Raw genomic sequence first — 24777 nt, 5'->3', positions numbered from 1 at the left:
CCGGATGCGTGCTCCTCTTCTCCTTCCCTGCACGGGCCCAGGAGAAGCCATACACATACAAAGTCGATGTAACAGGAGGCACGCCGACCTGTGCGCAGGTCCAGCAAGGAGAGGCCACGACGACGGGGCAGCTCCGCATCGAAGTCACCCTTCCGAACGGCTCCACGCTCGAGAGTGCCTCCCTGCTCAAGTCCGTGACCCCACCGGAGGCGGTCGCCTTCCCTCAGGAAGACATGATCCAGCCAGTGGCGGCTGGCGGCCCGGTGGTGCTCACCCTCGACCGCGAGGGATTCGGAGATATCAAGCCCGCCATCCTCCAGGTCCAGCTGAATACAGCGGGCGCGCTGAGTCCGCTCTTCGATTGCACGACCGCGCCGGGGAACTCGGTGGATTTCTTCGATGCCGCGACCCATTCCGCCTCCAACGCGGCCCCAGCTGACGGAAGCGCTCTCGACTACTGGTCGAATATAGACAAGACGCTCGATGAGAACCTCAAGAAGACGCTGATCTCGAAGCTGGAGGCCACGAATCAAGGATGGAAATCGCGCTCGGCGATTCTGGGTGGCGAGGACCTCGTCTTGCGCGTTCACCTGCCATCGGGTGCGGTCGCCGCTCCCACGAAGGACTCGGTCTCGGAGGGGAAGTGGATTCAGGTCGCCGTCCTCCTCCCCGAGAGCGAAGAGCGCCTGCCCACGGTCACCAGGAAGGACTGCGAGGTCATCCACACGTTCCGCCAGAAGCCAGCGCAACTGGTCGAAACGAGCGGCGTGAAGTCCAATGGTAAGCGCCCCAAGAACAAACAATCATTCGCGGGGGACAAGTTCAAATTGGTCGCCGTGGGAGAGATGTTCCGGTGCGGCGCTGGCAAGATGTCCTATCAACTGCACCCCCTTGCCCATTACGTAGCAGGAGGGCAACAGCAGAAGGGAGGCTCCGTCATCACCGTCACGGAATCCTCCGCCCAGGAAGAGGCTCACGAGTTGCGCGTGCGCCCGCGCTACCACCTCGCCGCCACGGCGATGCTGGGGTTCGACACGGCCACTCACCGCCGCTTCGAGACAGACGCGTCCGACATCATCCAGGAGGTGAAGGACCGGGAGGGCCTCGCGGTCTATGTCGGCGCTGTCTGGATGATAGGTGGCGTGGATTACGAGGCCATGAGCGATCACAACTACTTCCTGAATCTCTTCGTGGCGGTGAAGCCCACCTCGCCCACGGAAGATGCCGTGGTGGGCCTCGCGCTGACCCCCACGGGGTCGCTCTCCCTGGCGGCGGGGCTCAGCCTGCACAAGAACAAGCGTCTGACGGAGGGCTATGCGGTAGGAGCCGGCTTCACGGGCGATGGAGACATCCCCACGGAGAAGACCTGGACGGGCATGCGCCCAGGACTGTTCCTGGGCCTCGCCATCGACAGCAACATCTTCGATGCCCTCTCCAAGACGTTCCAGCCGGCGAAATAGAACGGGCCCTGGCGGTGCACGCGCGGCCTCGTGTACCGCCATCGACCCGCGCTGACTCAGAAGGCGGAAGCACCCGCGGTGGCGACGGCATGGTCCTGGTCGCCGGAGCCACCGCTGACGCCGACGGCGCCCACGACCTTGCCGCTCTTCTTCAGCGGCACACCCCCCGCGAAGATCATCACCTGGCCGTGGTTGGACACCTGGATGCCATAGAACTGGCCCCCCGGCTGGGCGTTCTTCGCCAGGTCCTGCGTGGAGATGTCGAAGGCGCGCGAGGTGAAGGCCTTCTTGATGGAGATGTCGACGCTGCCCAGCCACGCCCCATCCATGCGCACGTGCGCGACCAGGTTGCCGCCTTCGTCCGCGACGGCGATGTTCATGGGCTGGCCCAGCTCCTGGGCCTTCTTCTCGGCTGCGGCGATGATGCGACGCGCGTCTTCCAGACGGACCATGTGGAACTCCTGAGTGGGGTTGGCGGCGCTCAGGACGCCTCTGTCACCAATGGAAGACAAGGCCAGGCCCACGCGAGCACGTTCGACTGTCCTGGACGCAACGCCCCTGCTCATTGCAGGCGACAGACATCAACTCCGCCGCGCGTTGTAGTCCACGGCCTACAGGCCCGGGTGGGCAAGGCTCGCCCTTTCGCGCCTTTGCGCGCAGGCCCGGACCTTGCTCTTGGGAACATGAAGAGTTTCCCCTTGAGGCCAGTGTCCGGCATGGCTGGAGTGCGCGTGCATCAGGTAGGCTGTGGGCGTGGCGGAGCTTCGAGAGCAACGAGAGATTCTCGGCCGATACCGGCTGTGCTCACGTCTGGCGCGCGGTGGAATGGCGGAGCTGTTCCTCGCGGTGCTCCCCGGGCCCGACGGCTTCGAAAAGCCCGTGGTCATCAAGCGCATGCTGCCGCAGCTCGCCGCCCAGGACTCCTACCGACAGATGTTCGCCGAGGAGGCCCGGCTCATGGCCACCTTCGGACACGGGCATGTCGTCTCCGCGCTGGACTATGGCGTGGAGCACGGCAGCCCCTACCTGGTGCTGGAATACGTGGACGGCGTGGACCTGGGGCGCGTGCTCGCCGCGAGGCGCGCCTTGCCGCCGCCGCTGGTGCGCTACGTGGGACTGAGCCTGCTTCATGCGCTGGAGCACGTGCATGGCTTGCGAGACTCCCGGGGCGAGCTGCTCGGCATCGTCCATCGGGACATCAGCCCGGCCAACGTGCTGCTCGGCCGCACCGGGGATGTGAAGCTGGCGGACTTCGGTATCGCCAAGGGCTTGCGGACACGCTCGCACACCGCGCCAGGCAGCACGCGCGGCAGGCTCCGGTACATGTCCCCCGAGCAGGTCCAGGGAGGGCCACTCGATGGCCGCGCGGACCTCTTCTCGCTCGCGGTGCTCCTCCATGAGGCGGTGGTGGGCCAGGGGCCGTTCTCCGCCACCAATGACGCGCAGCTCCTGCTCGCCGTGCGTGATGCGCGGCTGGCGCCCACGGAGGACCTGCGGCGCGCGGCCGGCCCCGCCCTGGCGGACGTGCTGCTGCGTGCCCTGCGGCGTCATCCCGCGGAGCGCTACACCTCCGCGGGCGAGATGGCGCGAGCGCTGGCGACAGTGGACGGAGCGCAAGAGAGTGAGCAGCCCTGGCGCGTGGCGGAGGTGGTGACAGAGACGCTCGCCTCGGAGGCCTCGGCGCCCGGTGACGCTCGTGGGGCCGTGAGCCGAGGTCCGTTCTCGGCCGCCCTGCTCGAGCTGCGCGAGGACGAGTCATGAAGCGGCGGGTTCAGCTGGCGTCGGACACGCTCCGCGCCGTGATGAGGGGATGAGCGCGAACATGTCAGGCCATACCGAGGTCATCTCCTCCCAGTCCCCGACGGGAGGGCTGTCGGTCCGGCGGGTGCGGCTCCAGGTCGCCTCGGGCCCGGACGCTGGCGCCGAGGTGTCCTCGTCTTCCGAGACGCTCACCATCGGCAGCGCGCCAGGAAACAACCTGGCGCTGAGCGACCCGACCGTGTCCCGCTTCCATGCGGAGCTCGTGAGGGAGCGCGGCGGCTATCGGCTGCGCGACTTGGAGAGCACCAACGGCACGCGGGTGGACCACGTCCGGACGATGGATGCCTTTGTGGTGGATGGCTCCACGCTGGCCTTCGGCAACACCACGGTGCGCTTCACGTGGGTGGCCGAGCAGGACGTGGTGCCGCTCCACCCCGAGCCACGCTTTGGCCGGCTGGTGGGAGAGGGCCCGGCGATGCGGGCCTTGTTCGCGCGGCTCGCGCGGCTGGCCGTCACGGACGCCACCGTGCTCATCGAGGGCGAGAGCGGCACGGGCAAGGAGCTGGTGGCCGAGGCGCTCCATCAGCAGAGCCCGCGCGCCTCCGGCCCCTTCGTGGTGGTGGACTGCGGCTCCATCCCCTCGGAGCTGGTGGAGAGCGAGCTCTTCGGCCATGAGAAGGGCTCCTTCACCGGCGCCACCCACGAGCGGCGCGGAGCATTCGAGGCCGCGCAAGGCGGGACGCTCTTCCTCGACGAGATTGGCGAGCTGCCCCTCGCGGTGCAGCCCCGCCTGCTGCGCGCGCTGGAGCGCCGCCAGGTGAAGCGCGTGGGCGCGGATGCCTTCCGGCCCGTGGACGTGCGCTTCATTGCCGCCACCCATCGAGACCTGCGCGCTGGCGTCAACCGGGGCGAGTTCCGGGAGGACCTGTACTTCCGCCTCGCCGTGGGCATGGTGGCCGTGCCTCCGCTGCGGGCCCACCTGGAGGACCTCTCGCTGCTGCTCCGACACCTGTGGGAGGAGACCTTCCACACGCTCGGGCTGCCGCCGCGCCCCTACACGCCCCCCAGCACGGAGACGCTGCACCAGCTCATGTCACTGCCCTGGCGAGGGAACGTGCGCGAGCTGCGCAACTTCGTGGAGCGCAGCGTGGCCATGTCCGGCGCGCTGGATGCGGCGTTCGTCCAGGGCTTGGCCCCACCCCTCTCCGCGCAGGGCCTGCCCTCGGTGCGCGTGGACCTCCCGTACAAGGACGCGAAGGAGGCCTGGCTGGCCCACTTCGAGGAGACGTACCTGCGCCAGCGCCTGAGCGCCGCTGGCGGCAATGTGAGTCAGATGGCGCGCGAAGCCGAGGTGGACCGGGCCCACGTCATCAAGCTCTTGCGCAAACACGCGGTGCGCTGAGTCCCCTGCGAGGAACATCCCGCGTGCTAACGTCCCGCTTCACGATGCCGCGGTGCCCGAGGTGCCAGAGCGAGTATGGGGAGGGAATCGTCTACTGCGCCCAGGACGGCGACGCATTGCTGCCCATGATGCTGGAGGGGCGCTACCGGCTCCTGTCTCCCCTCGGCGAGGGGGCCATGGGCATCGTCTACCTGGCCGAGCACATGGGGCTGGGCAAGCGCGTGGCGGTGAAGGTGCTGCGGGGCGAGCTGTCTCGCGATGCCACCTTCTGCCGGCGCTTCGAGCTGGAAGCCATTGCCGCCAGCCAGATTGGCCACGAGCACATCGTCGACGTGACGGACCTGGGGCGCACCACCAGCGGCGAGCTCTTCTATGTCATGGAGCTCTTGGAAGGGCAGAGCCTGGGTGCGCTGCTGCGGCGTGAGCGCGTGCTGCCGCTGGCGAGGGCCGCTCCCATCCTCGCGCAGATATGCCGGGCGCTGGAGGCGGCTCACGCGCGCGGAATCATCCACCGCGACGTGAAGGCGCAGAACGTGATGATGGTGTCGCGCGAAGGCAGGCCGGACTTCGTCAAGGTGGTGGACTTCGGCATCTCCAAGATGAACCTGCCGGAGGGAGAGAAGCTCACGCAGACGGGCGCCATCCTGGGCACCGCGGACTACATGGCGCCCGAGCAGGTCTCTGGAGGCGCGGTGGGTCCGCACACGGACGTCTACGCCGTGGGCGCCCTCGCCTACAAGCTGCTCACCGGCACGACGCCCTTCCATGGGGAGAACTCCTTCGCCACCATGCTCCAGCACCTGGAGGCGAAGGTGGAGCCTCCCAGCCAGCGACGCCCGGACCTGGGCCTGCCCGAGGCGCTGGATGAGCTGGTGCTGAGAGCGCTCGCCAAGGAGCCCCCAGCACGCCCCTCCATGGCGTGCTTCCGCGCGGAGCTGGAGGCGCTCGCGTCGGAGACCCGGCCTCTCGAACGGGTGACAGGGTGGGCCGTGGCCGCCGCTCCCATGACGGGGCCGTCGTCCCGGGTCCCCGTGGCGGCGCCTCCGCGCACCTCGTCCCCGAAGCGGGCCTCACGGTGGGTGATGGCGGGGGGAGCGCTGGCCTTGCTCGTCACCTCGGCCTGGCTGCTCGCCCACCGCGAGCCTCCGATGACGGCGACGCAGACAGCTCCGGCGACAACGCCTCCCGTCGCCGCGCGCCCTCTTCCTCCGACTCCCGCGCCGTCAGCCCCGGTGCGGGCTCCGACTCCGACACCCACGCCTCGGGCTCGTGTGTCCATCGTCTCCGCGCCTCCGGGCGCCACGGTGAGCGTGGGAGGCCGTGTCCTCGGGACGACGCCACTGGAGCTGGACAGCACGGAGGATGGAGGGCCGTGGGGCCTCTCGCTGGCGGGCCATGCTCCGGCCTCCGTGGAACGCCTGCCGCCGAGCGGACAGGTGGAAGTGACGTTGAAGAAGCTGCCCGCGCCGCGCGCCCCCAAACCTCCCGCCTCCGAGCTGAAGAAGGTGCGGGAGCTCAAGCCCAACCCCTTCTGAGCCGATGATGATCTGCCTTTCCAGAGCCACGTCTCGCGTCCTCCTCGCGCTGTTGTTGACCCTGACGGGCACGGCGGCGTTCGCGGCCAATGCCGCGGCTCGGACCGAGGCACGCCGTGCCTTCGAGCAAGGAACCCGCCTCTACGACCAGGCCCGCTACGCCGAGGCAGCGACGGCCTTCGAGGAGGCCTATGGCCGGGTGCCCAACGGCGTGGTCCTCTACAACCTTGGCCAGTGCTACGAGAAGCTCGGTGCGCTGGACAAGGCGCTGAACTCCTATCGCGAGTATCTGCGACTGGAGCCCAAGGCGCGGGACCGCGAGGGGGTCCAGAACCTCATCACCAACCTGGAGACACGGCTCGAGGCCGCGCGTCGGCCGCTCGTGACGGTGACCAGCGAGCCCTCGGGAGCCCAGGTGCTGCTGGATGGTCAGGCCCGTGGCCGGACGCCCTGGAGCGAGCCGGTGGAGGTGGGCAGACACGAGCTGGAGCTGACCCTGCCAGACCACCTGTCCCTGAAGCGAGGCTTGGAGGTGCGCGCGAGCGAGCCCGTCCAGTTGCAGCTGGTGCTCACGCCGACACCGGCGGTGGCCGCCGGACCGGTGCCCGTCGTCACGGACGAAGCGCCATCGCGGGGACGAACCTGGACCTGGGTGGCCGCTGGGGTGACCGGAGCCGCGACAGCGGGGGCGGTGCTGCTCGGGAGCATGGCGCGCGCCGATGCCCGGGAGCTGACCAGTCGTGCGCACGAACGAGCCAAGGTCCAGACACTGCGCGACTCGGCGCAAGGCAAGTCGCGGACGGCGAACGTCCTGTATGGCGTGGCGGGCGTGGCGGCGGCCGCGGGCGTCACCCTCTTCTTCGTCGAGGGGAGCTTCTGACCTGCGTTCGGCATGGATGGTGTTGTGGCTGAGCCCCTGGCTGGGTGATTGAGCAGCACGGTCGCGGTTGCTATACCCGCACCCGGCTTTCGTGCGTGCACACGATGCCCACAGGAGCCACACCGGATGGGAACCACCAAATCCGCAGATGAGTGAGCCGCGGCGACACGTCAACCGTTGCCGCGGCCCTCTGTCCCAGCTCATCCCGGTACCCGTGGAGAGGCAGAGCGCCGCCAGATGTTCCTCATTTGTGCGGATGCAATCGTGCCTGACCCCAAAACCCTGTCGTGGAAGCACTCCGTGCCAGCAGCGCTGTGGCTGATGGCCCCCTTCGACCTCCTGGCCTCACTGGCCATGGACATCTACCTCCCCGTGGTTCCGGCGATGACCGGAATCCTCAGCACCTCCCCCGCCGTCATCCAGCTCACGCTGAGCCTCTACATGGCCGTGCTCGGGCTCGGGCAGGTGGTGTTCGGCCCGGTGTCGGACCGCATCGGCCGGCGCCGAGTCCTGCTGGGAGGCGCGCTGGTGTTCGCGACCACCTCGTTCCTGCTCGCGGGCACCTCCGATGCCGCGATGTTCGTCGGCCTCCGGCTCTTGCAGGCCATGGGAGCGTCGGCGGCCCTCGTCGCCACGTTCGCGACCGTCCGTGATGTCTATGCGGACCGGCCCGAGAGCGCGGTCATCTACAGCCTGTTCAGCGCCATGCTGGCCTTCGTTCCCGCGCTCGGACCCATCGCCGGGGCCGTGCTCGCGAAGCACTTCGGATGGCGAGCCATCTTCGTCACGCTCGGCATCCTGGCGACAGCGGCGTTGCTGAATGCCTTGCCGCGATGGCACGAGACACGCCCATCCGGCGGGCCTCATCACCGCGTGGCGTTCCAGCCCATCCTGAGCAGCGCCGCGTTCTGGACGTACACCCTGGGCTTCAGCGCGGCCATGGGCTCGTTCTTCGTGTTCTTCTCCACCGCGCCCCGGGTCCTCATCGGACAGGCCGGCTTCTCGGAGCTCGGGTTCAGCCTGGCCTTCGCCACCGCCGCGCTCGCGATGATTCTCGCGACACGCTTCGCGAAGCGCTTCGTGGCGACGTGGGGGCTCGCGGGAAGCCTCACCCGGGGCATGCTCCTGTTGTTGCTCGGCGCGGCGCTGCTGACAGCCGGACAGCTCCTCACGGCCCCGTCATTCTGGACGTTCGTCGCGCCCATGTGGGTCATCGCGGCCGGTATCGTGTTCGCCGCCTCCGTCACCGCCAATGGCGCACTCCAGGCCTTTGGCGCCATGGCGGGAACGGCCGTCGCCCTCTACTTCTGCATCCAGAGCCTCATCGTCGGCGTCGTCGGTACGCTGATGGTCGTCACGCTCGACGGTGACACCGCGTGGCCACTGGTGGGGTACGCCTCCCTCATGGCCGTGGTGACGTTGACCTCCCTGCGGCACCTCCAACGCCGTCAGCGAGCTCAGGAGGAACCCATGTCAGCGACGAGGCCCCACGCCACCTAGGCCCGGGCAGCGCCCGCTCGTCGGGGCAGGCCGCGCCGCGAGGGCACTCCCCTCCCGGCGCGGCTCACCCTCCTCCTCGCCGGATGACAGCGGGAGTCAGCCCCGTGAGTCGGCGGAAGACGGTGGTGAAGTGGCTCTGCGAGCTGAAGCCGACCTCCAGCGCGATGTCCCCCAATGAGCGGGACGTGCGGCTCAGCAGCTCGCGCGCCCGCTCCACCCGCCGCTGCTGCACATAGGCGTGCGGCGTCATCCCCGTGGACTGCCGGAAGGCGCGGGTGAAGTAGAAGACGCTCAACCCCGAGCGCTGGGCCAGCTCCTCCGCCCGAATCTTCCGCGCGAGATGCGCCTCGATGAAGAGCTGCACGCGGTGGAGCGCCGCGGCGGAGAGACCACCCCGCCGTCGCGCCGCCCTCGAACCTCCAGGTGCCTGGAGCAGCTTCGCCACACGGGAGGCATGGCGGTCCTGGGCCGCACGGGCCGCGGTCAGGAAGGCCGCGATGACCTTCAGGTCCGCGTCCGGCAGCGAGGACATCAACTGGAACCCGTCCACGCGGAGGGGCCCCCAGAGCGCCTCAATCCACTCGCGCGCATGCCCCGTGAGCGCGAGCCGCCTGCCACTTCCCGCGGCCTCCCGTCGGACGTAGCCAGCGAGTTCGAGTCGCGCCACGTCGGTGCCTCGCGCGACGGCGCTCAAGGGCGTGGGCCCGCCGAAGTGCAGTTGCGCCAGACACACCAACTCCGCGCGGCCGAGCGCGAGCACCTCCCCGACGGCCGCGTCGAACTCCGCGGAGGCCTCCTGGAAGCGGACGATGTCGGTGCCAATCTGCTCGAGGAGTGAGTGTCGGGGACCCATGAGGAACACCGCAGGATTCAGAAAAACAGCACAAGGGCACGAAAGACGCTCACATGCCCAGGACGCATCCTGCGTGCATGATGAACCTGAAGCCGTCGGCGGCGGAAATCTTCCTGTGGCTCTTCGTGCTCAACCTGGGCGTCTCGTTCGGCGCGGGGCTCTACGAGCACCGAATCCTGCTCCCCAGGTGGCTCGACGCCACGGACGCGCACTGGTTCGCGGAGGCGGCGCGACAGGACAACGTGGGGCTGCGCTTCTGGGCCTTCGTCAGCACCGGGCCGCTGACGCTGCTCACGCTGGCGAGCCTCTACTTCGCCACCCGCGCCACGGGGCCGCTGCGCTTCTGGTGGCTCGCCGCCGCCCTGGTGGCGCTCGTGGACAGGCTCGTCACCTTCTCGTACTTCATCCCCACCATGGTGCGGCTGATGCAGGCGCCCGACACCTCCGCGTCCGTGGAGAGCGCGATGCTCTGGGCGCGGCTCAACCACCTGCGCCACCTCCTGGTCGCGGGAGCCTGGTTCTCGTCGCTCCAGGCCCTGTCATGGCTCCGGGTGAAAGCGAGCGCATGAGTACGAGCCGCCACTCACTCGCCCCGCTACTCCGAGCGCAGCACCTCGGCCGGGTCCACGCGTGAGGCGCGGCGCGCGGGCCCGTAGCTGGCAAGCACGGCCAGGGTGACGAGCAGCCCGCACACCCCCGCCAGGACGAGCGGGTCCGTCGCGCTCACCTCGAAGAGCAGCGCGCCGAGCACCTGTCCCATCGCCAGCGCGCCCAGCAATCCGAGCAGGATGCCCAGCCCCGTGAAGCGCAGCGACTGGAGCACCACCATGCCGGCCACCTGCGTCGCCCGGGCGCCCAGGGCCAGGCGGATGCCCAGCTCTCCACGCCGCTGCCCCACGATGAAGGCGATGACGCCGTAGAGTCCCACCGCGCTCAGGAGCAGCGCCATTCCCCCGGCGATGCCGAGCAGGAACAGCGTGAAGGACGCCCGCGCCACGGACGGCGACCTCGCCACCACGCGCTCCATCGTCTCCACGTTGGCCATCGGCACCGTCGCGTCCAGCTCCGCCAGGATGCGTCGCACCTCGGGCGTGAGCAGCTCCGGGCGCGAGGTCGCCGTGCGCACCACCACGGTGGGCGAACGGCGGGGCCCCCACAGCGGAAGTCCTTCGGCCGGCGCGAGCGGGAAGAACACCGCCTCCGAAGGAGGCTTGTCCAACCCATGGGCCCGCAGCGGCCCCGTCACGCCGATGACACGGTAGTACGGCGGCCCGAGGCCATTGCCCCGAATGCCCTTGCCCAGCGCGTCTTCGCCCGGCCAGAGCCGTTCGGCGAGCGCCTTCGTCACCAGCACGCCATCCGCCTTCTGCTCCAGGTCATCCCAGGTGAACTCGCGCCCCTGGACCAGCGGGATGCCCAGGGCCGCGAAGTACCCGGGTGCCATCCCCGGAAACGTGACGCAGGGCTGCTTGTTGGGTTCCGTCGTCTGACCCTCGGCGGCCATGGCCGCGCATCCTCCGAAGCGACGCAGCGGCAGGTGCGTGGAGACGCTGGCGCTCGTCACGCCCGGCAGGGCTTCGATGCGCGCGAGCATCTCGCGGTGGAAGCGGTTCACCTCGTCGTAGTTCGTATAACGCGTGCGCGGGAGCACGATGTCGAACGTGAGCACGTTCCTCGCGTCGAGCCCTGGGTCCACGCGGTGCAGCGTCCAATAGCTGCGCAGCATCAGCCCCGCGGCGGCCAGCAGCACCACCGCCAGCGCCACCTGCCCCACCACCATCCCCCCGCGCACCAGGTTGCTCCGGCGCGAGGACGTCAGCCCCCGACCCGACTCGCGCAACCGCGCCAGGTCCTTGTTGCCCGTCAGCAGCGGGAAGAGTCCGAAGACCACCCCGGCCAGCAGCGCCAGCCCTCCGGCGAACACGACGCCGTGCCAGCCCAGCCCCACCTCCCGCAGGCGCGGCAGCCCCGTCGGCTCCAACGACACCAGCAGGCGCAGCGCCCCGTGCGCGAGGAACAGTCCCAGCGCGCCCGCGACTCCGCACAGCAGCAGGCTCTCCGTGAGCGCATGCCAGGCCAGGTCCCCGCGCCCGGCCCCCAACGCGGAGCGCACCGCCAGCTCGCGCCTGCGCGCCTCCGCGCGCACGAGGAAGAGGTTGGCCACGTTGGCGCACGCGATGAGCAGCACCAGGGCCACCGAGCCGAGCAGAATCCACAGCACCCGGCCCACGTCGCCCACCACGTGCCGCGGAAGCGGCACGACCCGCGTGGTGAACCCCGTCTCGCGCATGAAGCTCTCCTGGTACGCCCGGGGGAACAGCTCCGTCAGGCGCCCGGTCAACCCGGTGAGCTCGGCCTGGGCCTGCTCCACCGTGACGCCCTCCTTCAGTCGGCCGATGGCGCGCACCCAGTGCGAGTTCACCGGCGGACTCGCCGGGTCCATTCGCAGCGGCGCCCAGAGGTCCACGGTGTCATCCGGCAGATGGAGGCCCGGCGCCATGACGCCGATGACTTCCGTGGGCTCGTCGTCCAGGCGAATCGACGTGCCGAGCACGCGCGGGTCCGCGCCGTACCGCCGCACCCAGAAGTCGTGGCCCAGCACCACGACACGCGGTGAGCCGGGGGTGTCGATGTCCGGGGTGATGAGCCGACCCAGCGCCGGGCGCGCGCGCAGCACGTCCATCATGCCCGCCGACACCGTCGCGACGTCCACCCGTGTCGCGCCGTCGTCGGCGGCGAGGCTGCCGTTGTACTGGTCGAACGCCCCCAGCGACGCGAAGGCGCGGGCCTCCTTCGCGAAGTGGTGGAAGCCCGCCTCGGACAAGTCCCACTTCGCGTCAGGTCCCAGCTTGGGCACCGGGCTGTCGAGCCAGACGAGCTGCTCCGGCGCCGCGTACGGCAGCGGGCGCAGCACCACCACGTCCACCACCGAGTACAGCGCCGTCGTCGCGCCCAGCCCCAGCGCCAGCGTGAGCACCGCCATCCAGGCGAAGGACGGGCTGCGCGCCAGCGAGCGCAGCGCCTGCCGCGTCTCACGCCGTGCCATGTCCCACAGCTCCGTGCGGCGCACCTCGCGCGCCATGCCCTGGTCAATCATGCGCGTCTCCTTGCGATAGGCCTCCACGCTGCCGAAGCGCTTGAGCGCCTCCGCGCGCGCCGCCTCGGGCGTCATCCCACGCGCGACGTACTCGTCGGCGCGCATGGCGAGGTGGAACTCCAGCTCATCGGAGACATCGGCCTCCAACTGCCCGCGCCGCACGAGGGCGCGCAGCGCGTGGTAGCGGTCTTCAATCCAGCGCATGGGCGTGGGTCCTCGCGCTCACGCGCCCTGCGTCGCCGGCTGCGCGTGGAGTACCTTGGACACGGCTTGAGTCAGCCGCTCCCAGGAGGAGGACTCCTCCTTGAGCTGTCGCCGTCCCTCGGCCGTGAGCGTGTAGAACTTCGCGCGGCGGTTGTTCTCGGACACACCCCAGTCCGCCTTCACCCAACCCCGCCGCGTCATCCGGTGCAGCGCCGGGTACAGGGAGCCCTCCTCCACACGCAGCGCGTCGTCCGTCGTGCGCTGGAGCCAGCTCGCCACCGCGTAGCCATGCATGGGCCCGCCGGTGAGCGTCTTGAGGACGAGCATGTCCAGCGTCCCCTGCAGCAAGTCGACTTGCATCGAGTCCCCTAGAGTGTCTAGGGGACAGTACCGGCCACTCCCCTAGAACGTCAAGGGGAGCGGCGCGCGCGGCCTTCGGCAAAAAAATAAATCCCGTGTCGATCTCCCCGAAACCCGTTCGTCGTGAGGTTGAAGGCGACGTTCACCTCTTCCAACCTTTCGAAGGAGACACACCATGGGCACCAAGATCTTCGTCAACCTCCCCGTCGAGTCGCTGGAGCGCGCGGTCGGGTTCTTCACGAAGCTGGGCTACACGTTCAACCCCCAGTTCACCGACGCCAACGCGACGTGCATGGTCATCAGCGAGGACATCTACGCGATGCTGCTGGTGAAGCCCTTCTTCAAGAGCTTCATCAAGAAGGAGATCTCCGATGCGACGAAGTCGACCGAGGTCATCATCGCGCTGACGGTGGACAGCCGCGCGGCCGTCGACGCGCTGATGGAGAAGGCGCTGGCGGCGGGCGCGAAGGAGTCCAAGGAGAAGATGGACCAGGGCTTCATGTACCAGCGCAGCTTCGAGGACCTGGACGGCCACCAGTGGGAGAGCTTCTGGATGGACCCCGCCGCCGTCGCGCCGCAGCAGTAGGCCGTGCGGGACTCGCCTCGAAGCCGTGAGCTTCGAGGCGAAGAGCTACTGCGCGAAGCTCTCGATGGCGCGCAGCAAGGTCTCCGGCTGCACGGGCTTCGGCAGGTAGCCCGACGCCCCACTTCGAGTCAGCTTCACTGCGGTGGCGGCATCCGCGGAGAGGATCAGCAGCGGAATCGAGGAGAGCTCCGGGGCATCACGGCAGGCCTGGTAGAACGTCTCGCCATCCATGACTGGCATTCGGATGTCCAAGAGGATGAGGCTGGGGCGCAGTCCTTGTTGAAGCAACTCGAGCGCCTCCTGGCCATTCGACGCGGCTATCACCTTGTAGGCCCTGCCCTCCAGAATCTCCGAAATGCCGAGTCGGACATCCTCCTCGTCCTCGACCACCATCACCGTGGTTGAAACGGCATTCCCACGCTCCGTGGACGCAAGCACGGGTCCACGAGCACCGCGCTCCTGGGGAGCGTCTTCACGCGCACGCTGACTCGTCACGGACCGTGGGAGCACCACCGTGAAGGTCGTCCCCTCCGCCTCGGAGGAGCGTGCGGAAACCCTGCCTCCGTGGCTTCGAGCGATCTGCTCGACGATGTAGAGCCCGAGGCCCAACCCTCCGCCAGCCACCCGCTGCTGCGCGTGCTGTCCCTGTCGGAAGGGATTGAAGAGCACCGGCACCAGCTCCTCGGGAATCGCGGGCCCTCGGTTGTGCACCGAGAGGACGACCTCGTCGTCGTCCGCCTGGAGGGTGACCCGAACGGGCGTCCGCGCCGCTCCGTACTGCAGGGCGTTGGTGATGAGGTTGGTCGCCACCTGCATGAGGCGGCCAGGGTCCCAATCGCCCAGGACCCCCTCCTCCTCCGCCACCAACTGAATCTCCCGCCCGGGATTGGACAGGCTCAGGTCGTCAAGCGCCTCCTGGAGGAGCGCCAGGAGGTCGATGCGCTGCCGGGACACGGGCAGGTGACTGGTCACTCGCGCATGGGTGACGTCCAGCAGGTCGTTGATGATGAGGTTGGCTCGCTCCGCGCTCCGGAGGGCTCGCTCGATGGCCTTCGCGCGCTGGGGGTCCTCCGTCTTGCGCAACAGATGGGAGGCGACGGTGGTGATGACCGAGAGCGGATTGCGCAGGTCGTGGCTCACCACTCCCACGAGGATCTGCTGGAAGTCATGGGCCGCGGCGAGCTCCCGGGTCCGCTGCGCGTCCTCGTCGCGCAGCTTGATCATCGTCAGATAGGCGCCGAGCTGCGCCGCGATGACCGAGAGCAGTCGAAGATGCTGCACGTCGTAGGAGACGTTCGCTGACGGCTCCATGCGAACCAGCCCGATGACCTCGTCCAGCCCCATCAACGGCAAGGTCAGGTGCGGATGCGCGTCGGACGAGCGTCCAATCTCGTCGGAGTGCGCGATGAGACGGAAGAGCCGGATGAGGGTCGACAGCAGCGCGCCCCGCTCCGGGGCGGGCAGCTCGGGGACGACGAACAGCGTGTACGGAGTGCCCGAGAACGCCCTCAGCAGCGAAACCCGCCGATAGGGGACGAGCTCCCGCGTCAGCTCCAGCGTGCGCTGGACGCGCTCCTCGGCCCCGTCGGCCGATTCGAGCGTGCGCGCAATCTCGGAGAGGGTCCGCGCGATGCGACCGAGTTCGGCTTCGTAGTCGGCGCTCATGGAGTGTCCCTCGGCTCCCGGGTGGGCAGGCCCGTGAGCACGCCGCGCAGGTCCTTGAAGCGCCCCGCGGTCACCTTCAAGCCGTCGGCCCCCACGGTCAGCGACCGGAGCTCGGAGTCGTGCTTGATGCCGCGCGCCTTGAGCACCGAGATGGCCCGCTCGAGCTTGTTCCCCATCTCCACGTAGCGCAGCTGGATGAGGTTGTCGGCGATGAAGGAGACACCGTGACCGGAGATGGTCGCGGTGCCCAGCAGCTGCTCGGATTCGACGGTCATCAGGAGCGTGACTCCGGCGCCTCGCATGTGTTTCGCGATGGCGTAGACCATCTCCTTGTAGCGACGGTCCGAGGGTATCCCCAGGGACATGGTGGTCAGGCTGTCGAACACCGCCCGGGTGGCCCCCAGCGCGCTCACCTCCTTGCGAGCCTCATAGAGGAAGCGGTCCGTCGACAGCTCCACCGGTGAGGTGTACTTGATGACCAGCTTGCCTTGCGCCTCGAGCGCGGCCAGGTCCCAGCCCACGCTGCGCGCAATCGAGCGGAGCTGGTCGGGGGTCTCCTCCAGGGTGAAGAGGACGCCCTTCTCTCCCTTGCGTGCCCCCTCCAGGAGGAACTGGAGACTGAGCAACGTCTTTCCGCTTCCCGTTCCGCCCTGAACCACCGTCGCGCTTCCGCTCGGGAGCCCGCCCCCGAGCAGGTCATCCAGGCCCTCGACGCCCACGGTGGCGCGCGCTCCGGTGTCCACGCTGGGCTGCACCTGGATGTCCTCGGGAGTGCTCACGCGAGGATAGAACGCGACGCCCGCCTTGCTGATGTCGAAGAAGTGCCGGCCGGACGTGTAGCCCGCGCCCCGCAGCTTGAGCACCTCCAGCTCGCGCACCGAGGTGAGTTCCTGCCGCTCACTGCCCAGCCGGATGATTCCATCGGCCACCGCGAACTCGGCGAAGACCGGGAACTCGTCCCGGGTGTATTCGCCGACGAGCAGCGTCGTCGCGCCCCAGCTCGCTGTCTGAACCGCGAGGTCATAGATGAAGGGACGCGCCCCTCCGCCCTGGCCCTGGAGGAGCTCGCCGATGGCGCGAAAGCTGTCGATGGCGACGAAGCCCGGCTCATGCTTCTCCACGCGCGCCTCGATCTCCGCGAGCGTCTGCTCCGCCCCCTGGCGCACGCAGGAGCCGAGGTCGACGAAGATGACCTGCTTGTCGAGCAGCTCGACGTCGAAGAAGTCGAACAGCTGCATGTAGCGGATGACCTTGAGGGCCGGCTCGGAGAGCGTCGTGAAGTAGAGGCACTTCTTTCCCTGCCGCGCCGCATGGAAGAGCATCTGGAGCGTCAGGACCGTCTTCCCGGACCCGGGCTCACCGGCGATGACCACCATGGAGCGGGAGGGAATTCCCCCTCCGAGAATCCGGTCCAGTGCCTCATCACCCGTGGTCTCGGACTCGAGAGAGGTCTTCTTGGCGATCATGACGCATCCTCTGGAGGGAACAGGCGACAGCGCTCGATTTCGGGAATCCCGCGGAGCCGGCGGAGGACCACGGGCCCTGTCAGCTCCCGCAGGAGAGGCTGCAGTTCACGTGCGACTTCGCGCAGGCCATCCATCGTTCCGGTGGTGCCCGCCTTCCACTCGGGGGGAAGGACCAGGCGATAGTCGAAGCGCTCCCGGCTGACGGAGATGCCTTCGAGTTCAGGCATGGCTTGCGCGGCGCGCTTCAGGCTGCGACGGATGAGGGTCGCCGTGGCCGAGGTCCCCAGGAGATCGACCAGCGCCGCCCAGAGGACCTCGAACAGCACCGCGGCCTCACAATCGGGCGGCTCGACTGCCTCTGTCCCTTGAGGCCGCTCACTCTTCACATTCACGGGCCATCCTTTTCGGGCCCATGAGAGCAGCCCCAAGCCAATCCGCTGTCGCTACCTTCGGCCGGCGTCCTCGCCCCGCTGCGCCTCGCGGTGACGTGAACCAGGGTCTTACGACCCGCGCCCCTGCACCGAAGGCGAAACAGTGCGGCGGCGCTCTTCAGCGAGGCGCTCGACGTCAGCACGGCGAACGAGACGACGGCCGCTCATGGTGCGCAGCGCTGGCAGGCGGCCCTTGTCGCAGAGCACGCGCACCGTGTCGGACGAAAGGCCCAGGACATGCCCGGCTTCGGTCGGCGTCAAGAGCTCTTCGGGGTCGCGACTCGACAAGATGCCTCCCGCTCACGGTACGAAGATCCAGGTTCCTGGATGCCGGGAGGAGTTAGGCATTGAACGCCCATCCTGCAAGGGGACCTGAACGGATCAGCCGACGGGCACACCGGGCATGTCGCGGACGACCCGCTCCATCTCGGCGCGGGCCACGGACTCCGGCGTCCACGCCATCGCCACATCGCGCAGTCGGCGCGCGAGGCCGCTCTCCCATTGAGCGACCTTCCCGAGCATCCACGAGCGGTCGCGGATCCGCTCGGCGCGCGGGCGGCGGAGGCTCTCATAGCGGGCCAGCGCCGCGTCCGTGGGGCCCAGCGTCGCGAGGAGCTGTGCGAGCGCGGCGGCGTCCTCGATGGCCAGCCCCGCCCCCTGCCCCAGGTTGGGCGTCACGGCGTGAGCGGCGTCGCCCAGCAGCACGACGCGGGGCACCCACCAGCGCGGCGCGGAGCAATCCTCGATGTCGTTGTGCAGCAATCCCCCGAGGCCTTCGAGCGCCGCGAGCGCGGAGCGGGCCGGGTCCGCGAACCCCGCATAGGTGGCCCGGAAGCCAGCGAGGTCTGTCCACGGCGGAGGCGCGCGACGGGGAGCGTTGAGCGTGAGGAAGACGTAGGACCTTCCCTCGCCCAGCGGCACCACGCCCACGCGCTGGCCACGACCCCACATCTCCACCACGGCGTCCCCGAAGTGCCCGTCGACCACGGCGCGCCAGCAGGTGTAACCGGAGTAGCGCGAGGACACCTCGGCGCCACAGACCTGACTCCTCACGGCGGAGCGGATGCCATCCGCGCCGACCACGACGTCGTAGCGGCCCGTGGTGCCGTCGGAGAACGCGACGTCCACACCGTCAGCGCCACGCTCCAGGCTCGCGAGCGCGACGCCGAGGCGCGGCGCGGGAGACGCGGCACGCAGGACACGAAGCAGGTGGTTGCGGTGAATCGTCGTCGCCGGGAGCGGCAGGTCCGGCATCGAGTACGCCGTCTGCTGGAGCACGCGTCCCGAAGCGTCGGTGATTCGGGCCAGGCCCACCGGATGCCCGGCGGCGACGACGGCCTCGTGCAACGCGAGGCCCTTCATCACCGACATCACATTGGGACCGAGCACGATGCCCGCGCCCTCGTCGCCATAGGCGGGCCGCCGCTCGATGATGTCGGCCTCCACGTCGCGACGCGCCAGGGCCGCGCCCAGCGCGAGCCCACCGATTCCACCGCCGGCAATCAAGACCTTCACGACGACCTCCTGGAATCCAGTCCAACGAGCAGCATGGCCAGGGTGCGGCGCAGGACGTCTCGCGCTTCGGCCGCCGTCAGGTTCGTCAGCGGCGAGAGCATCCGCAGGACCGCCGCGTGGTACACGGAGAAGACGAGCTCCGCCGCCAGCTCGCGCTCCACGTCCGCTCGCAGCTCTCCGCTCGCCTTCGCCTCGTCGACGATTCGGGCCAGCGCGCCGAGCAGCCTCGCCAGCGCGGGGCGGTGCAGCGCCTCGGCGGCGCCCGTGAGCCACGGCAGCTCCTTCACCACGGCGCGGGCCAGCTCCGGCTGCGAGGCGTAGTGCGCCAGGAGCGGCGCGAACAGGTGCATGCACCGGTCCACGAAGGCCCCGTCCGGCAGGGACGACACGGCCTGCTCCACGAGCGGCATCGCCTCCGCGCGCCACAGCTCATGCAGCAGCGCGTCCTTCGTCTCGCCGTACACCAGCACCGTGCCCGTCGCGACGCCCGCCTCCTCGGCGATGGCTCGCACCGTCGTGCCCGCATACCCGCGCTCCACGAACAGCCGCTTCGCCGCGGCGCGGATCCGCTCCCACTTCTCGCTCTTGGCTCGCTCGCGCAGGGACATATTAAACACGTTCAAATTTGAACGCGTTCATAATCTTGAGGCCTTCCGCGGTCAATTTCGACGCGGCCAGCCCCTCTAAACCCCCATGATTTCAATGACTTGATGCGTCATCCGCTCTGTCTCGGCTTTTGCCGAAAAGAAGGAATGTCGGACGCAACTCACACCGGGTGATCGCGATAATCCAGGCAAGTTCCATCCAATCATTCGTGAGGCCCCCCATGGGTTTCGACATCCGCAAGACGCTCAACACCGCCCGCGCCACCGTTCAGAAGAAGGTTCAGGACGTCCAGAACACCGTCCAGAAGACCGTTCAGGAGAACAAGGAGCTCATCAAGGGTGGGACGGCGGTCGCGACCCAGAGCGCGAAGGCCTTCGGCTTCGGCAAGGACGCCTTCCAGCAGATCAAGAACATCAAGAAGGGCGCCGAGGGCCTGCTGACGGGCAAGAACCTCGACTTCGTCAGCAACCCCACCTACGGCAAGGGCGAGTTCAAGGGCCTGACCAAGCTGGGCGCGGGCATGAAGTCCTTCGCGCGCTACGCGGGCATCCCCGGCGCGGTCATGGCCGGCTCCACGGCCGTCAAGGACATCCGCCAGGCCATCCGCACCGGTAGCAAGGACGACATCATCTCCGCCACGCGGTCGACCCTCGACGCGGCCAAGTCCGGCATCACCGCCGCGACGGGCGGCATCCTCGGCGGCAAGGTGATGGGCGGCGTGCTCGGCGGCACCGTCTTCAAGGACAAGCTGGAGGCCGGCAAGAAGGCGGTCGACGCCTTCAAGAAGACGCTCCCCAACGCCAGCGACGACGTGCTCAAGGCCGTCAAGAACGTCGCCACCAAGGGCGTCTTCGAGGGCGCCACGGCGAAGGCCATCACCAAGGGCGCCAAGGAGGCCGCGCTCGACGTGGCGAAGACGGGCGGCACCATCGCCGAGAACATCCTCGGCACCGGCACGCGCAAGGCCGCCAAGGCCGCGCTGACCAAGGTGGGCACGGAGGTCGGCGAGGCCGCCCTCAAGCAGGGCGCGAAGGCCGCTGGCACCACCGCCGCCAAGGCGCTGGGCCGCTTCGCTCCGGGCGTCAACGTGGCCATCGCGGCCATCGACGTGGCCAACGCGGGCGCGACGCTGATGGACAAGAACGCCAGCACGGGCAAGAAGGTGACGTCCGTCATCACCGCCGTGGGCTCCATCGCCGCGGCCACCAACATCCCCATCGTCAGCCAGGTGGGCGCCGCGATCTCCACGGTGTCCAGCATCGTGGGCGCCTTCTTCTAATCAGCGCACCTCCCTTCGGGGTTTGTCAGAGCGGCTCGGCTGGACTAAGCCTTAGTCCATGCCGAGCCGTCGCTTTTCCCCCCATTGGCGCGGACGCTGGCACGCCTATCTCCCGGGAGCATTCGTGAGCAGCAAGAAACGGACGCAAGGACCTGGTCGCGGAGTCGAGCGCCTTCTCAAGATGAGCCCGGTGGTGAGCACCGTCTCCGAGGAGGCCCTCAAGCTCCCCAGCGTGGAGGCCCCCTCCCTGGAGGGAATCTCCGTGCTCGTCCCCACCCCGGACGACCTGACGGAAGAAGAGCTCCTGCGCGCCTTCCACGAGAAGCGCCGGGCCCTGGCCACCACGCGCGAGCGTCAACCGGGCGAGTCGCTGGAGCTGGGCGACGACGTGCAGCTCAACATCGTGGGCTACTGCGATGGACATCTCATCCCCTTCTCCGCGCGCTTCGGCATGAAGACGGAGCTGGCGCCCATCGAGGCGCTGCCCGGGTTCTGCGAGGCCGTGGCCGAAGGCGGGAAGGTGGGCGAGTCCATGCAGATCGCCCTGGAGCTGCCGGACATCTACCCGGTGGAGTCGCTCCAGGGGAAACCCGCGCGCTTCCTCGTGGACATCATCGCCGCCCACGAGGTGACGATGCTGTCGGAGAGCAGCCCCGAGTTTCTCGAGAAGCTCGGCATGGGCGGCACCCTGGACGAAGTGATGCTCCGCCTGCGTGACGAGCTGGAGGACGAGGGCGCGGCGGAGCTCTGGGTGCAGGCCCGGGACATGGTGCTGGACGAGGTGGCCCGGCGTGCGCCGGTGGAGCTGCCCCGCGCGCTGGTGGACGAAGAGCTGCGGCGCCGCTGGGTCCAGGCCGAGGGACAGGCCATGGTCGAGTACCAGTTCGATGTCGATGAGCAGCGCGAGGCGCTCCAGGGCTGGCTCACGGACCCCTTTACGCGCGCGGACACCGAGCGCCGGCTGCACATCGGAGTCGTGCTGAAGGCCGTCACCGAGGCGGAGAAGCTTCAGCTCACGCCGGAGAAGCTCGAGAAGCTTGTCCGCGACCACACGGCGCCCTTCGGGCTCACCGCGGAGGACGTCCACGCCGCCCTGCGCGAGTCGCCGGAGACGACGAAGCGGCTGACCGAGCTGGCCTGGTACCTGCTCGCCGTGGAGTACGTCATGAACAAGTCGCAGGTCACCTTCGAGGGTGCGGAGCAAGGCTGAGGCCGAGGCGCGGCTCGCGAGCGCGCCCTCGCTTCGCCTTCAACTCTCGCTGAACCACAGGCCCAGGCCGCCCAGCAGGCCCAGGCCCAGGAACAGCGCGGCGAGCCCCCACGTCTGGCGGCGCGACCACCGGAGCGACTCTCCATACCGGTGGCCGCACACCAGGATGAGGAGCGCCAACCCCAGGCAGATGGATGCGGGCCCCAGGGCCACCAGCAGCTTGCGCGGCGTGCCGCTCACGTCGAGGACCGCCAGCAGCAACAGCGGCCAGAAGCCGATGACGAGCAGGCCGACCACGAGCCCCAGGCCCCACCGGCCCTCGGGTGTTTCCAGCTCCATGAAGTCCAGGAACCGCGACCACCAGGAGCGGTGCTGCTCTCGACGACGTCGGGGTTCAGTGGGCTGCATGCGTGGGGACTCCTGGAACACCTTCTAGTGCGGCACGCCGCTGATTTGAATCACCGCGCTCGCCGCGGCGAAGAACTGGTGGCGACTACCAGGAGCTGCTCGCCCCCCCACCGCCCGAAGAGCCACCTCCGCCACTCCAGGAGGAGGACGAGGAGGAAGAAGAGGACCAGGAGGACGACGAGCTGCTGCTGAACGAGGAGGACGACGAAGAGGAAGACGAGGACGACGAAGAAGAACCCGAAGACGAGAACAGGGAGGAGAAGAAGGCCCAGAGGAACGAGGGCCGGCTGCTCCCGCCGACGGGGCGGGACGGCTCCGCGCCCTGGAACTGCTGTCCTCTCCCCGAGCCAGCGCGCCGCTTCCCCTTCTTGTAGCGCTTCTTCTTGGAGGACCGTGGGTTCCCGCTGGAGGAGGCGGGACGATGTCCCGAGGAGACCCGGGCCGCCCGCCGGAGGTGCGGCTCCAGCCCTTCGATGATTCCCTGGAGCATGTGCGTGCCGACGAGCAACGGGGTCGCGGCGAAAATCGACAGGATGAACCCCCAACCCAGCAGCCCCAGCAGGTCGGTGAGGGGGAACTTCTCCGACTCGTTGACGACGACGAGACTGATGGGCGCGAGCAGCAGCGAGATGCCCCAGGGCCATGAGCCCCACAGCCACTGATGCCACCCGCAGGACACCAGGGTCAGCATCACCACACACCCGAGCATCGCTCCCATGGGTGAGAGCCCCTGGGCCGCCGCGAGCGCGCCAGCCAGGCCCATGGCGCCCCCCGCGAACGTCGCGCCCTGGGAGACGACTCTTCGGTCCTCGGGGCTCAAGGCCGTCCATCCAGGCCGCACGCCCGCCTCCTTCCACTGGACCAGGATGGAACCGAGCTTCGCGCGGGCCAGCAGTCCGCCCAACACGAGGTTCACCACGAGCATGCCGTAGACGAGCGGGCGGGCGTCAGCGGGCTCGGATTCATGGACATGTCCGGCGTGCGCATCCTCGACGGGTGCCAGCGGCTCCGCCTCCGAGACCTCCTCCCGCACCCCCGAGACGATGGCCAACAGCGCATCCGCGAGCCGGCCTTCGCGCATGAGCGGCCCCTGCGAATCCAACAGGGCCCGCGCCTCGCCATCCGTCAGGCGAGTCTCCACGCCGTAGCCCACCTCCAGGCGCATCCGCCGGTCGTCGCGCGCCACGACGAGCAGGACGCCGTTGTCCAGGCCCGCCTCACCGCCCTTCCACGTCTGGAAGACCTGCTCCGCGAAGTCCTCGATGGGCTGGCCCTCCGTCGTCGGCACGAGCAGGACGGCGAGCTGCACCTGCTGCTCGGAGCGCAATGACACCAAGGACTGGGCGACGGCCTCCTTCTCCTGGGCGCTCAACATCCCGTGCGTGTCCGTCACGGGCCGCTCGATGCTCGGAAGGGCGCCCAGCAGCACGGCGGGCAGCAACAGCGTCAGCAGGGCGGCCTTCACCATGTGGAGAGCTCCGACGACAGCGGGAGTACGGAAGGCAGGCCGCTCAGGCGCCCCACCCAGCCGGTGGGAAATGACGCGATGGAGGCATTGAAATTCGCGGCGCGCTCGTCGTACCGGCGCATTTCCAGGGACACGCGGTTGTCCGCGCCGGAGAGCTCCGCGTCGCGCTCGGGTCCGGGAGTGACTGTGTCCTGTCGCGCGCGCAGCGCCTCGCGACGCTCCAGGACGTTGCGCACCTGGGCCCGCTGCCGCGCCACCTCCGACAGCGAGGACGTGAGGCCGTTGCGCACCACGAGCCCCGACATGGCCAGCAGCCCCATGAACGCGGCCCCCACCCAGGCACCCCGCCGCAGCCTCACCGACCGAAGCCGGGCCTGCTCCTCGCGGGCGCGAGCCTCCTGGACCTGCTCCTCGCGACGACGCGCCAGGGTCTCCAACGCCTGGTCCACGTAGCGCGCGGGGATGTCCAGCTCCGCGCCAATGCGCCGCAGGTCCTCCGCCGTGAGCGTCTCCGGCGCCGCGTCCTTCTGCATCAGCCGCGTGGCGGTGGCGATGAGCTCGTTGACGTCGTCATAGGCCACGTGTGTCGGCGGCGCCCCTTGGGTGCGCTGCGACGTGCTCATGACTGGCTCACCTGGTCCGGCAGCTCGTTCCCCGCGACATCGAGCCCCGGGGCTGACTTGCGCAGCAGCTCGCCGATGCGCTCCACCGCCGACACCATCCCAGGGACGGCCGCGTCCTCACGAAAGCCCTTCGCCACCAGGTCCACCACCTCCTGCCAGAAGCCCGGCAGCGCGGCGCGATGGACACCCCGGCCCGCGTAGACGGCGGCCTTGCGGTCCTTCACGGCCACGTAGAGCAGGACGCCCGTGTCCTTCGCGGTGTGGCGCATGCCCAGCTGCGCGAAGAGGAGCCTGGCACGCGCCAAGGGATTGCCGCCCTCGCAGGTGTGCTCCAGGTGGACGCGAACCTCCCCCCGGTTGCCAGCCTCGGCGCGGCGGATGGCATCCACCAGCTCCGCCTCCTGCGCCTTCCCCAGAATCCGCTTCGAACGAGACCACGGCCAGACCATCCCAGGACGATATGCCAGC

Annotated in this window: 24 protein-coding genes; 10 read left to right on the top strand and 14 right to left on the bottom strand. The window is 69.0% G+C overall.

The features are described 5' to 3' along the window. Positions 1 to 233: 233 nt before the first annotated feature. Complete coding sequence (locus tag ACN469_RS35525) at positions 234 to 1460, top strand: hypothetical protein (protein ID WP_498775419.1); 1227 nt, start codon at positions 234 to 236, stop codon at positions 1458 to 1460. A gap of 56 nt (positions 1461 to 1516) precedes the next feature. On the opposite strand, the gene ACN469_RS35520 is transcribed toward ACN469_RS35525, so the two are convergent. Beyond that, complete coding sequence (locus ACN469_RS35520) at positions 1517 to 1912, bottom strand: GlcG/HbpS family heme-binding protein (protein WP_498775417.1); 396 nt, start codon at positions 1910 to 1912, stop codon at positions 1517 to 1519. 301 nt (positions 1913 to 2213) lie between these two features. On the opposite strand from ACN469_RS35520, the gene ACN469_RS35515 reads away from it, so the two are divergent. The 5 genes from ACN469_RS35515 to cml all read left to right on the top strand — a co-directional run bounded on the left by ACN469_RS35515 (position 2214) and on the right by cml (position 8538). Continuing rightward, a complete protein-coding gene (locus ACN469_RS35515) occupies positions 2214 to 3221 on the top strand; it encodes a serine/threonine-protein kinase (RefSeq protein WP_498775415.1) in 1008 nt (335 codons plus the stop codon). Between the two features lie 61 nt (positions 3222 to 3282). Continuing rightward, positions 3283 to 4623, top strand: a complete 1341-nt coding sequence (locus ACN469_RS35510) for a sigma 54-interacting transcriptional regulator (RefSeq protein WP_498775413.1) — start codon at positions 3283 to 3285, stop codon at positions 4621 to 4623. 23 nt (positions 4624 to 4646) lie between these two features. Beyond that, a complete protein-coding gene (locus ACN469_RS35505) occupies positions 4647 to 6158 on the top strand; it encodes a serine/threonine-protein kinase (protein WP_498775411.1) in 1512 nt (503 codons plus the stop codon). Between the two features lie 4 nt (positions 6159 to 6162). After that, entirely contained in the window at positions 6163 to 7038 is an 876-nt protein-coding gene (locus ACN469_RS35500; RefSeq protein WP_498775409.1) for a PEGA domain-containing protein, read from the top strand. Positions 7039 to 7302: 264 nt separating this feature from the next. After that, positions 7303 to 8538 (top strand): CmlA/FloR family chloramphenicol efflux MFS transporter, encoded by a 1236-nt coding sequence (cml, locus tag ACN469_RS35495; RefSeq protein ID WP_498775407.1) that lies wholly within the window; start codon positions 7303 to 7305, stop codon positions 8536 to 8538. Between the two features lie 64 nt (positions 8539 to 8602). Here cml and ACN469_RS35490 read toward each other — a convergent pair whose 3' ends face one another. Then, complete coding sequence (locus tag ACN469_RS35490) at positions 8603 to 9391, bottom strand: helix-turn-helix domain-containing protein (RefSeq protein WP_498775405.1); 789 nt, start codon at positions 9389 to 9391, stop codon at positions 8603 to 8605. 77 nt (positions 9392 to 9468) lie between these two features. Between ACN469_RS35490 and ACN469_RS35485 the strand changes: the two genes are divergently transcribed. After that, on the top strand, positions 9469 to 9960 hold the full coding sequence (locus ACN469_RS35485) for a DUF1772 domain-containing protein (protein ID WP_498775403.1): 492 nt from the start codon (positions 9469 to 9471) through the stop codon (positions 9958 to 9960). Between the two features lie 26 nt (positions 9961 to 9986). Here ACN469_RS35485 and ACN469_RS35480 read toward each other — a convergent pair whose 3' ends face one another. Together ACN469_RS35480 and ACN469_RS35475 are read right to left on the bottom strand one after the other, a co-directional pair. Further along, the gene (locus tag ACN469_RS35480; protein WP_498775401.1) at positions 9987 to 12692 is read right to left on the bottom strand and encodes an ABC transporter permease; all 2706 of its coding nucleotides are present in this window, start codon (positions 12690 to 12692) and stop codon (positions 9987 to 9989) included. 18 nt (positions 12693 to 12710) lie between these two features. Next, on the bottom strand, positions 12711 to 13052 hold the full coding sequence (locus ACN469_RS35475) for a PadR family transcriptional regulator (RefSeq protein WP_498775399.1): 342 nt from the start codon (positions 13050 to 13052) through the stop codon (positions 12711 to 12713). A 175-nt stretch (positions 13053 to 13227) separates the two neighbouring features. On the opposite strand from ACN469_RS35475, the gene ACN469_RS35470 reads away from it, so the two are divergent. Next, the gene (locus ACN469_RS35470; RefSeq protein ID WP_498775397.1) at positions 13228 to 13638 is read left to right on the top strand and encodes a VOC family protein; all 411 of its coding nucleotides are present in this window, start codon (positions 13228 to 13230) and stop codon (positions 13636 to 13638) included. 45 nt (positions 13639 to 13683) lie between these two features. Here ACN469_RS35470 and ACN469_RS35465 read toward each other — a convergent pair whose 3' ends face one another. The 6 genes from ACN469_RS35465 to ACN469_RS35440 form a co-directional block, all read right to left on the bottom strand. Next, positions 13684 to 15303, bottom strand: coding sequence for a hybrid sensor histidine kinase/response regulator (locus ACN469_RS35465; RefSeq protein ID WP_498775395.1), 1620 nt, complete (start codon positions 15301 to 15303; stop codon positions 13684 to 13686). Next, positions 15300 to 16769, bottom strand: coding sequence for a DUF7125 family protein (locus ACN469_RS35460; RefSeq protein ID WP_498775393.1), 1470 nt, complete (start codon positions 16767 to 16769; stop codon positions 15300 to 15302). Before ACN469_RS35460 ends, ACN469_RS35465 begins: the two co-directional genes overlap by 4 nt. Continuing rightward, positions 16766 to 17161 (bottom strand): hypothetical protein, encoded by a 396-nt coding sequence (locus tag ACN469_RS35455; RefSeq protein WP_498775391.1) that lies wholly within the window; start codon positions 17159 to 17161, stop codon positions 16766 to 16768. The genes ACN469_RS35460 and ACN469_RS35455 overlap by 4 nt, the downstream gene beginning before the upstream one ends. Positions 17162 to 17269: 108 nt before the next feature. Beyond that, positions 17270 to 17461 carry a helix-turn-helix domain-containing protein gene (locus ACN469_RS35450; RefSeq protein WP_498775473.1) on the bottom strand — a complete coding sequence of 64 codons (192 nt, stop codon included), beginning with the start codon at positions 17459 to 17461 and terminating at the stop codon, positions 17270 to 17272. 120 nt (positions 17462 to 17581) lie between these two features. After that, positions 17582 to 18715: an FAD-dependent monooxygenase gene (locus ACN469_RS35445; RefSeq protein WP_498775389.1), complete on the bottom strand. Its 1134-nt coding sequence runs from the start codon at positions 18713 to 18715 to the stop codon at positions 17582 to 17584. Beyond that, positions 18712 to 19323, bottom strand: a complete 612-nt coding sequence (locus ACN469_RS35440) for a TetR/AcrR family transcriptional regulator (protein ID WP_498775387.1) — start codon at positions 19321 to 19323, stop codon at positions 18712 to 18714. The genes ACN469_RS35445 and ACN469_RS35440 overlap by 4 nt, the downstream gene beginning before the upstream one ends. 218 nt (positions 19324 to 19541) lie before the next feature. Here ACN469_RS35440 and ACN469_RS35435 point away from each other — a divergent pair, with 218 nt between their 5' ends. Both ACN469_RS35435 and ACN469_RS35430 read left to right on the top strand, forming a co-directional pair. Then, entirely contained in the window at positions 19542 to 20600 is a 1059-nt protein-coding gene (locus ACN469_RS35435) for a hypothetical protein (RefSeq protein WP_498775385.1), read from the top strand. Positions 20601 to 20724: 124 nt separating this feature from the next. Beyond that, positions 20725 to 21810: a trigger factor gene (locus ACN469_RS35430; protein ID WP_498775383.1), complete on the top strand. Its 1086-nt coding sequence runs from the start codon at positions 20725 to 20727 to the stop codon at positions 21808 to 21810. Between the two features lie 39 nt (positions 21811 to 21849). Here ACN469_RS35430 and ACN469_RS35425 read toward each other — a convergent pair whose 3' ends face one another. The 4 genes from ACN469_RS35425 to ACN469_RS35410 all read right to left on the bottom strand — a co-directional run bounded on the left by ACN469_RS35425 (position 21850) and on the right by ACN469_RS35410 (position 24758). Then, a complete protein-coding gene (locus ACN469_RS35425) occupies positions 21850 to 22218 on the bottom strand; it encodes a hypothetical protein (protein WP_498775381.1) in 369 nt (122 codons plus the stop codon). Between the two features lie 85 nt (positions 22219 to 22303). Next, positions 22304 to 23686, bottom strand: coding sequence for a TPM domain-containing protein (locus tag ACN469_RS35420; RefSeq protein WP_498775379.1), 1383 nt, complete (start codon positions 23684 to 23686; stop codon positions 22304 to 22306). Next, positions 23680 to 24309: a hypothetical protein gene (locus tag ACN469_RS35415; RefSeq protein WP_498775377.1), complete on the bottom strand. Its 630-nt coding sequence runs from the start codon at positions 24307 to 24309 to the stop codon at positions 23680 to 23682. Before ACN469_RS35415 ends, ACN469_RS35420 begins: the two co-directional genes overlap by 7 nt. Continuing rightward, complete coding sequence (locus ACN469_RS35410) at positions 24306 to 24758, bottom strand: TPM domain-containing protein (RefSeq protein WP_498775375.1); 453 nt, start codon at positions 24756 to 24758, stop codon at positions 24306 to 24308. Before ACN469_RS35410 ends, ACN469_RS35415 begins: the two co-directional genes overlap by 4 nt. Between the last annotated feature and the right edge of the window lie 19 nt (positions 24759 to 24777).

Source organism: Corallococcus terminator (assembly GCF_049194865.1).
Taxonomy (GTDB): domain Bacteria; phylum Myxococcota; class Myxococcia; order Myxococcales; family Myxococcaceae; genus Myxococcus; species Myxococcus terminator_A.
Note: the sequence above shows the minus strand (reverse complement) of the source record. Positions and strands in the feature narration are given on the sequence as shown.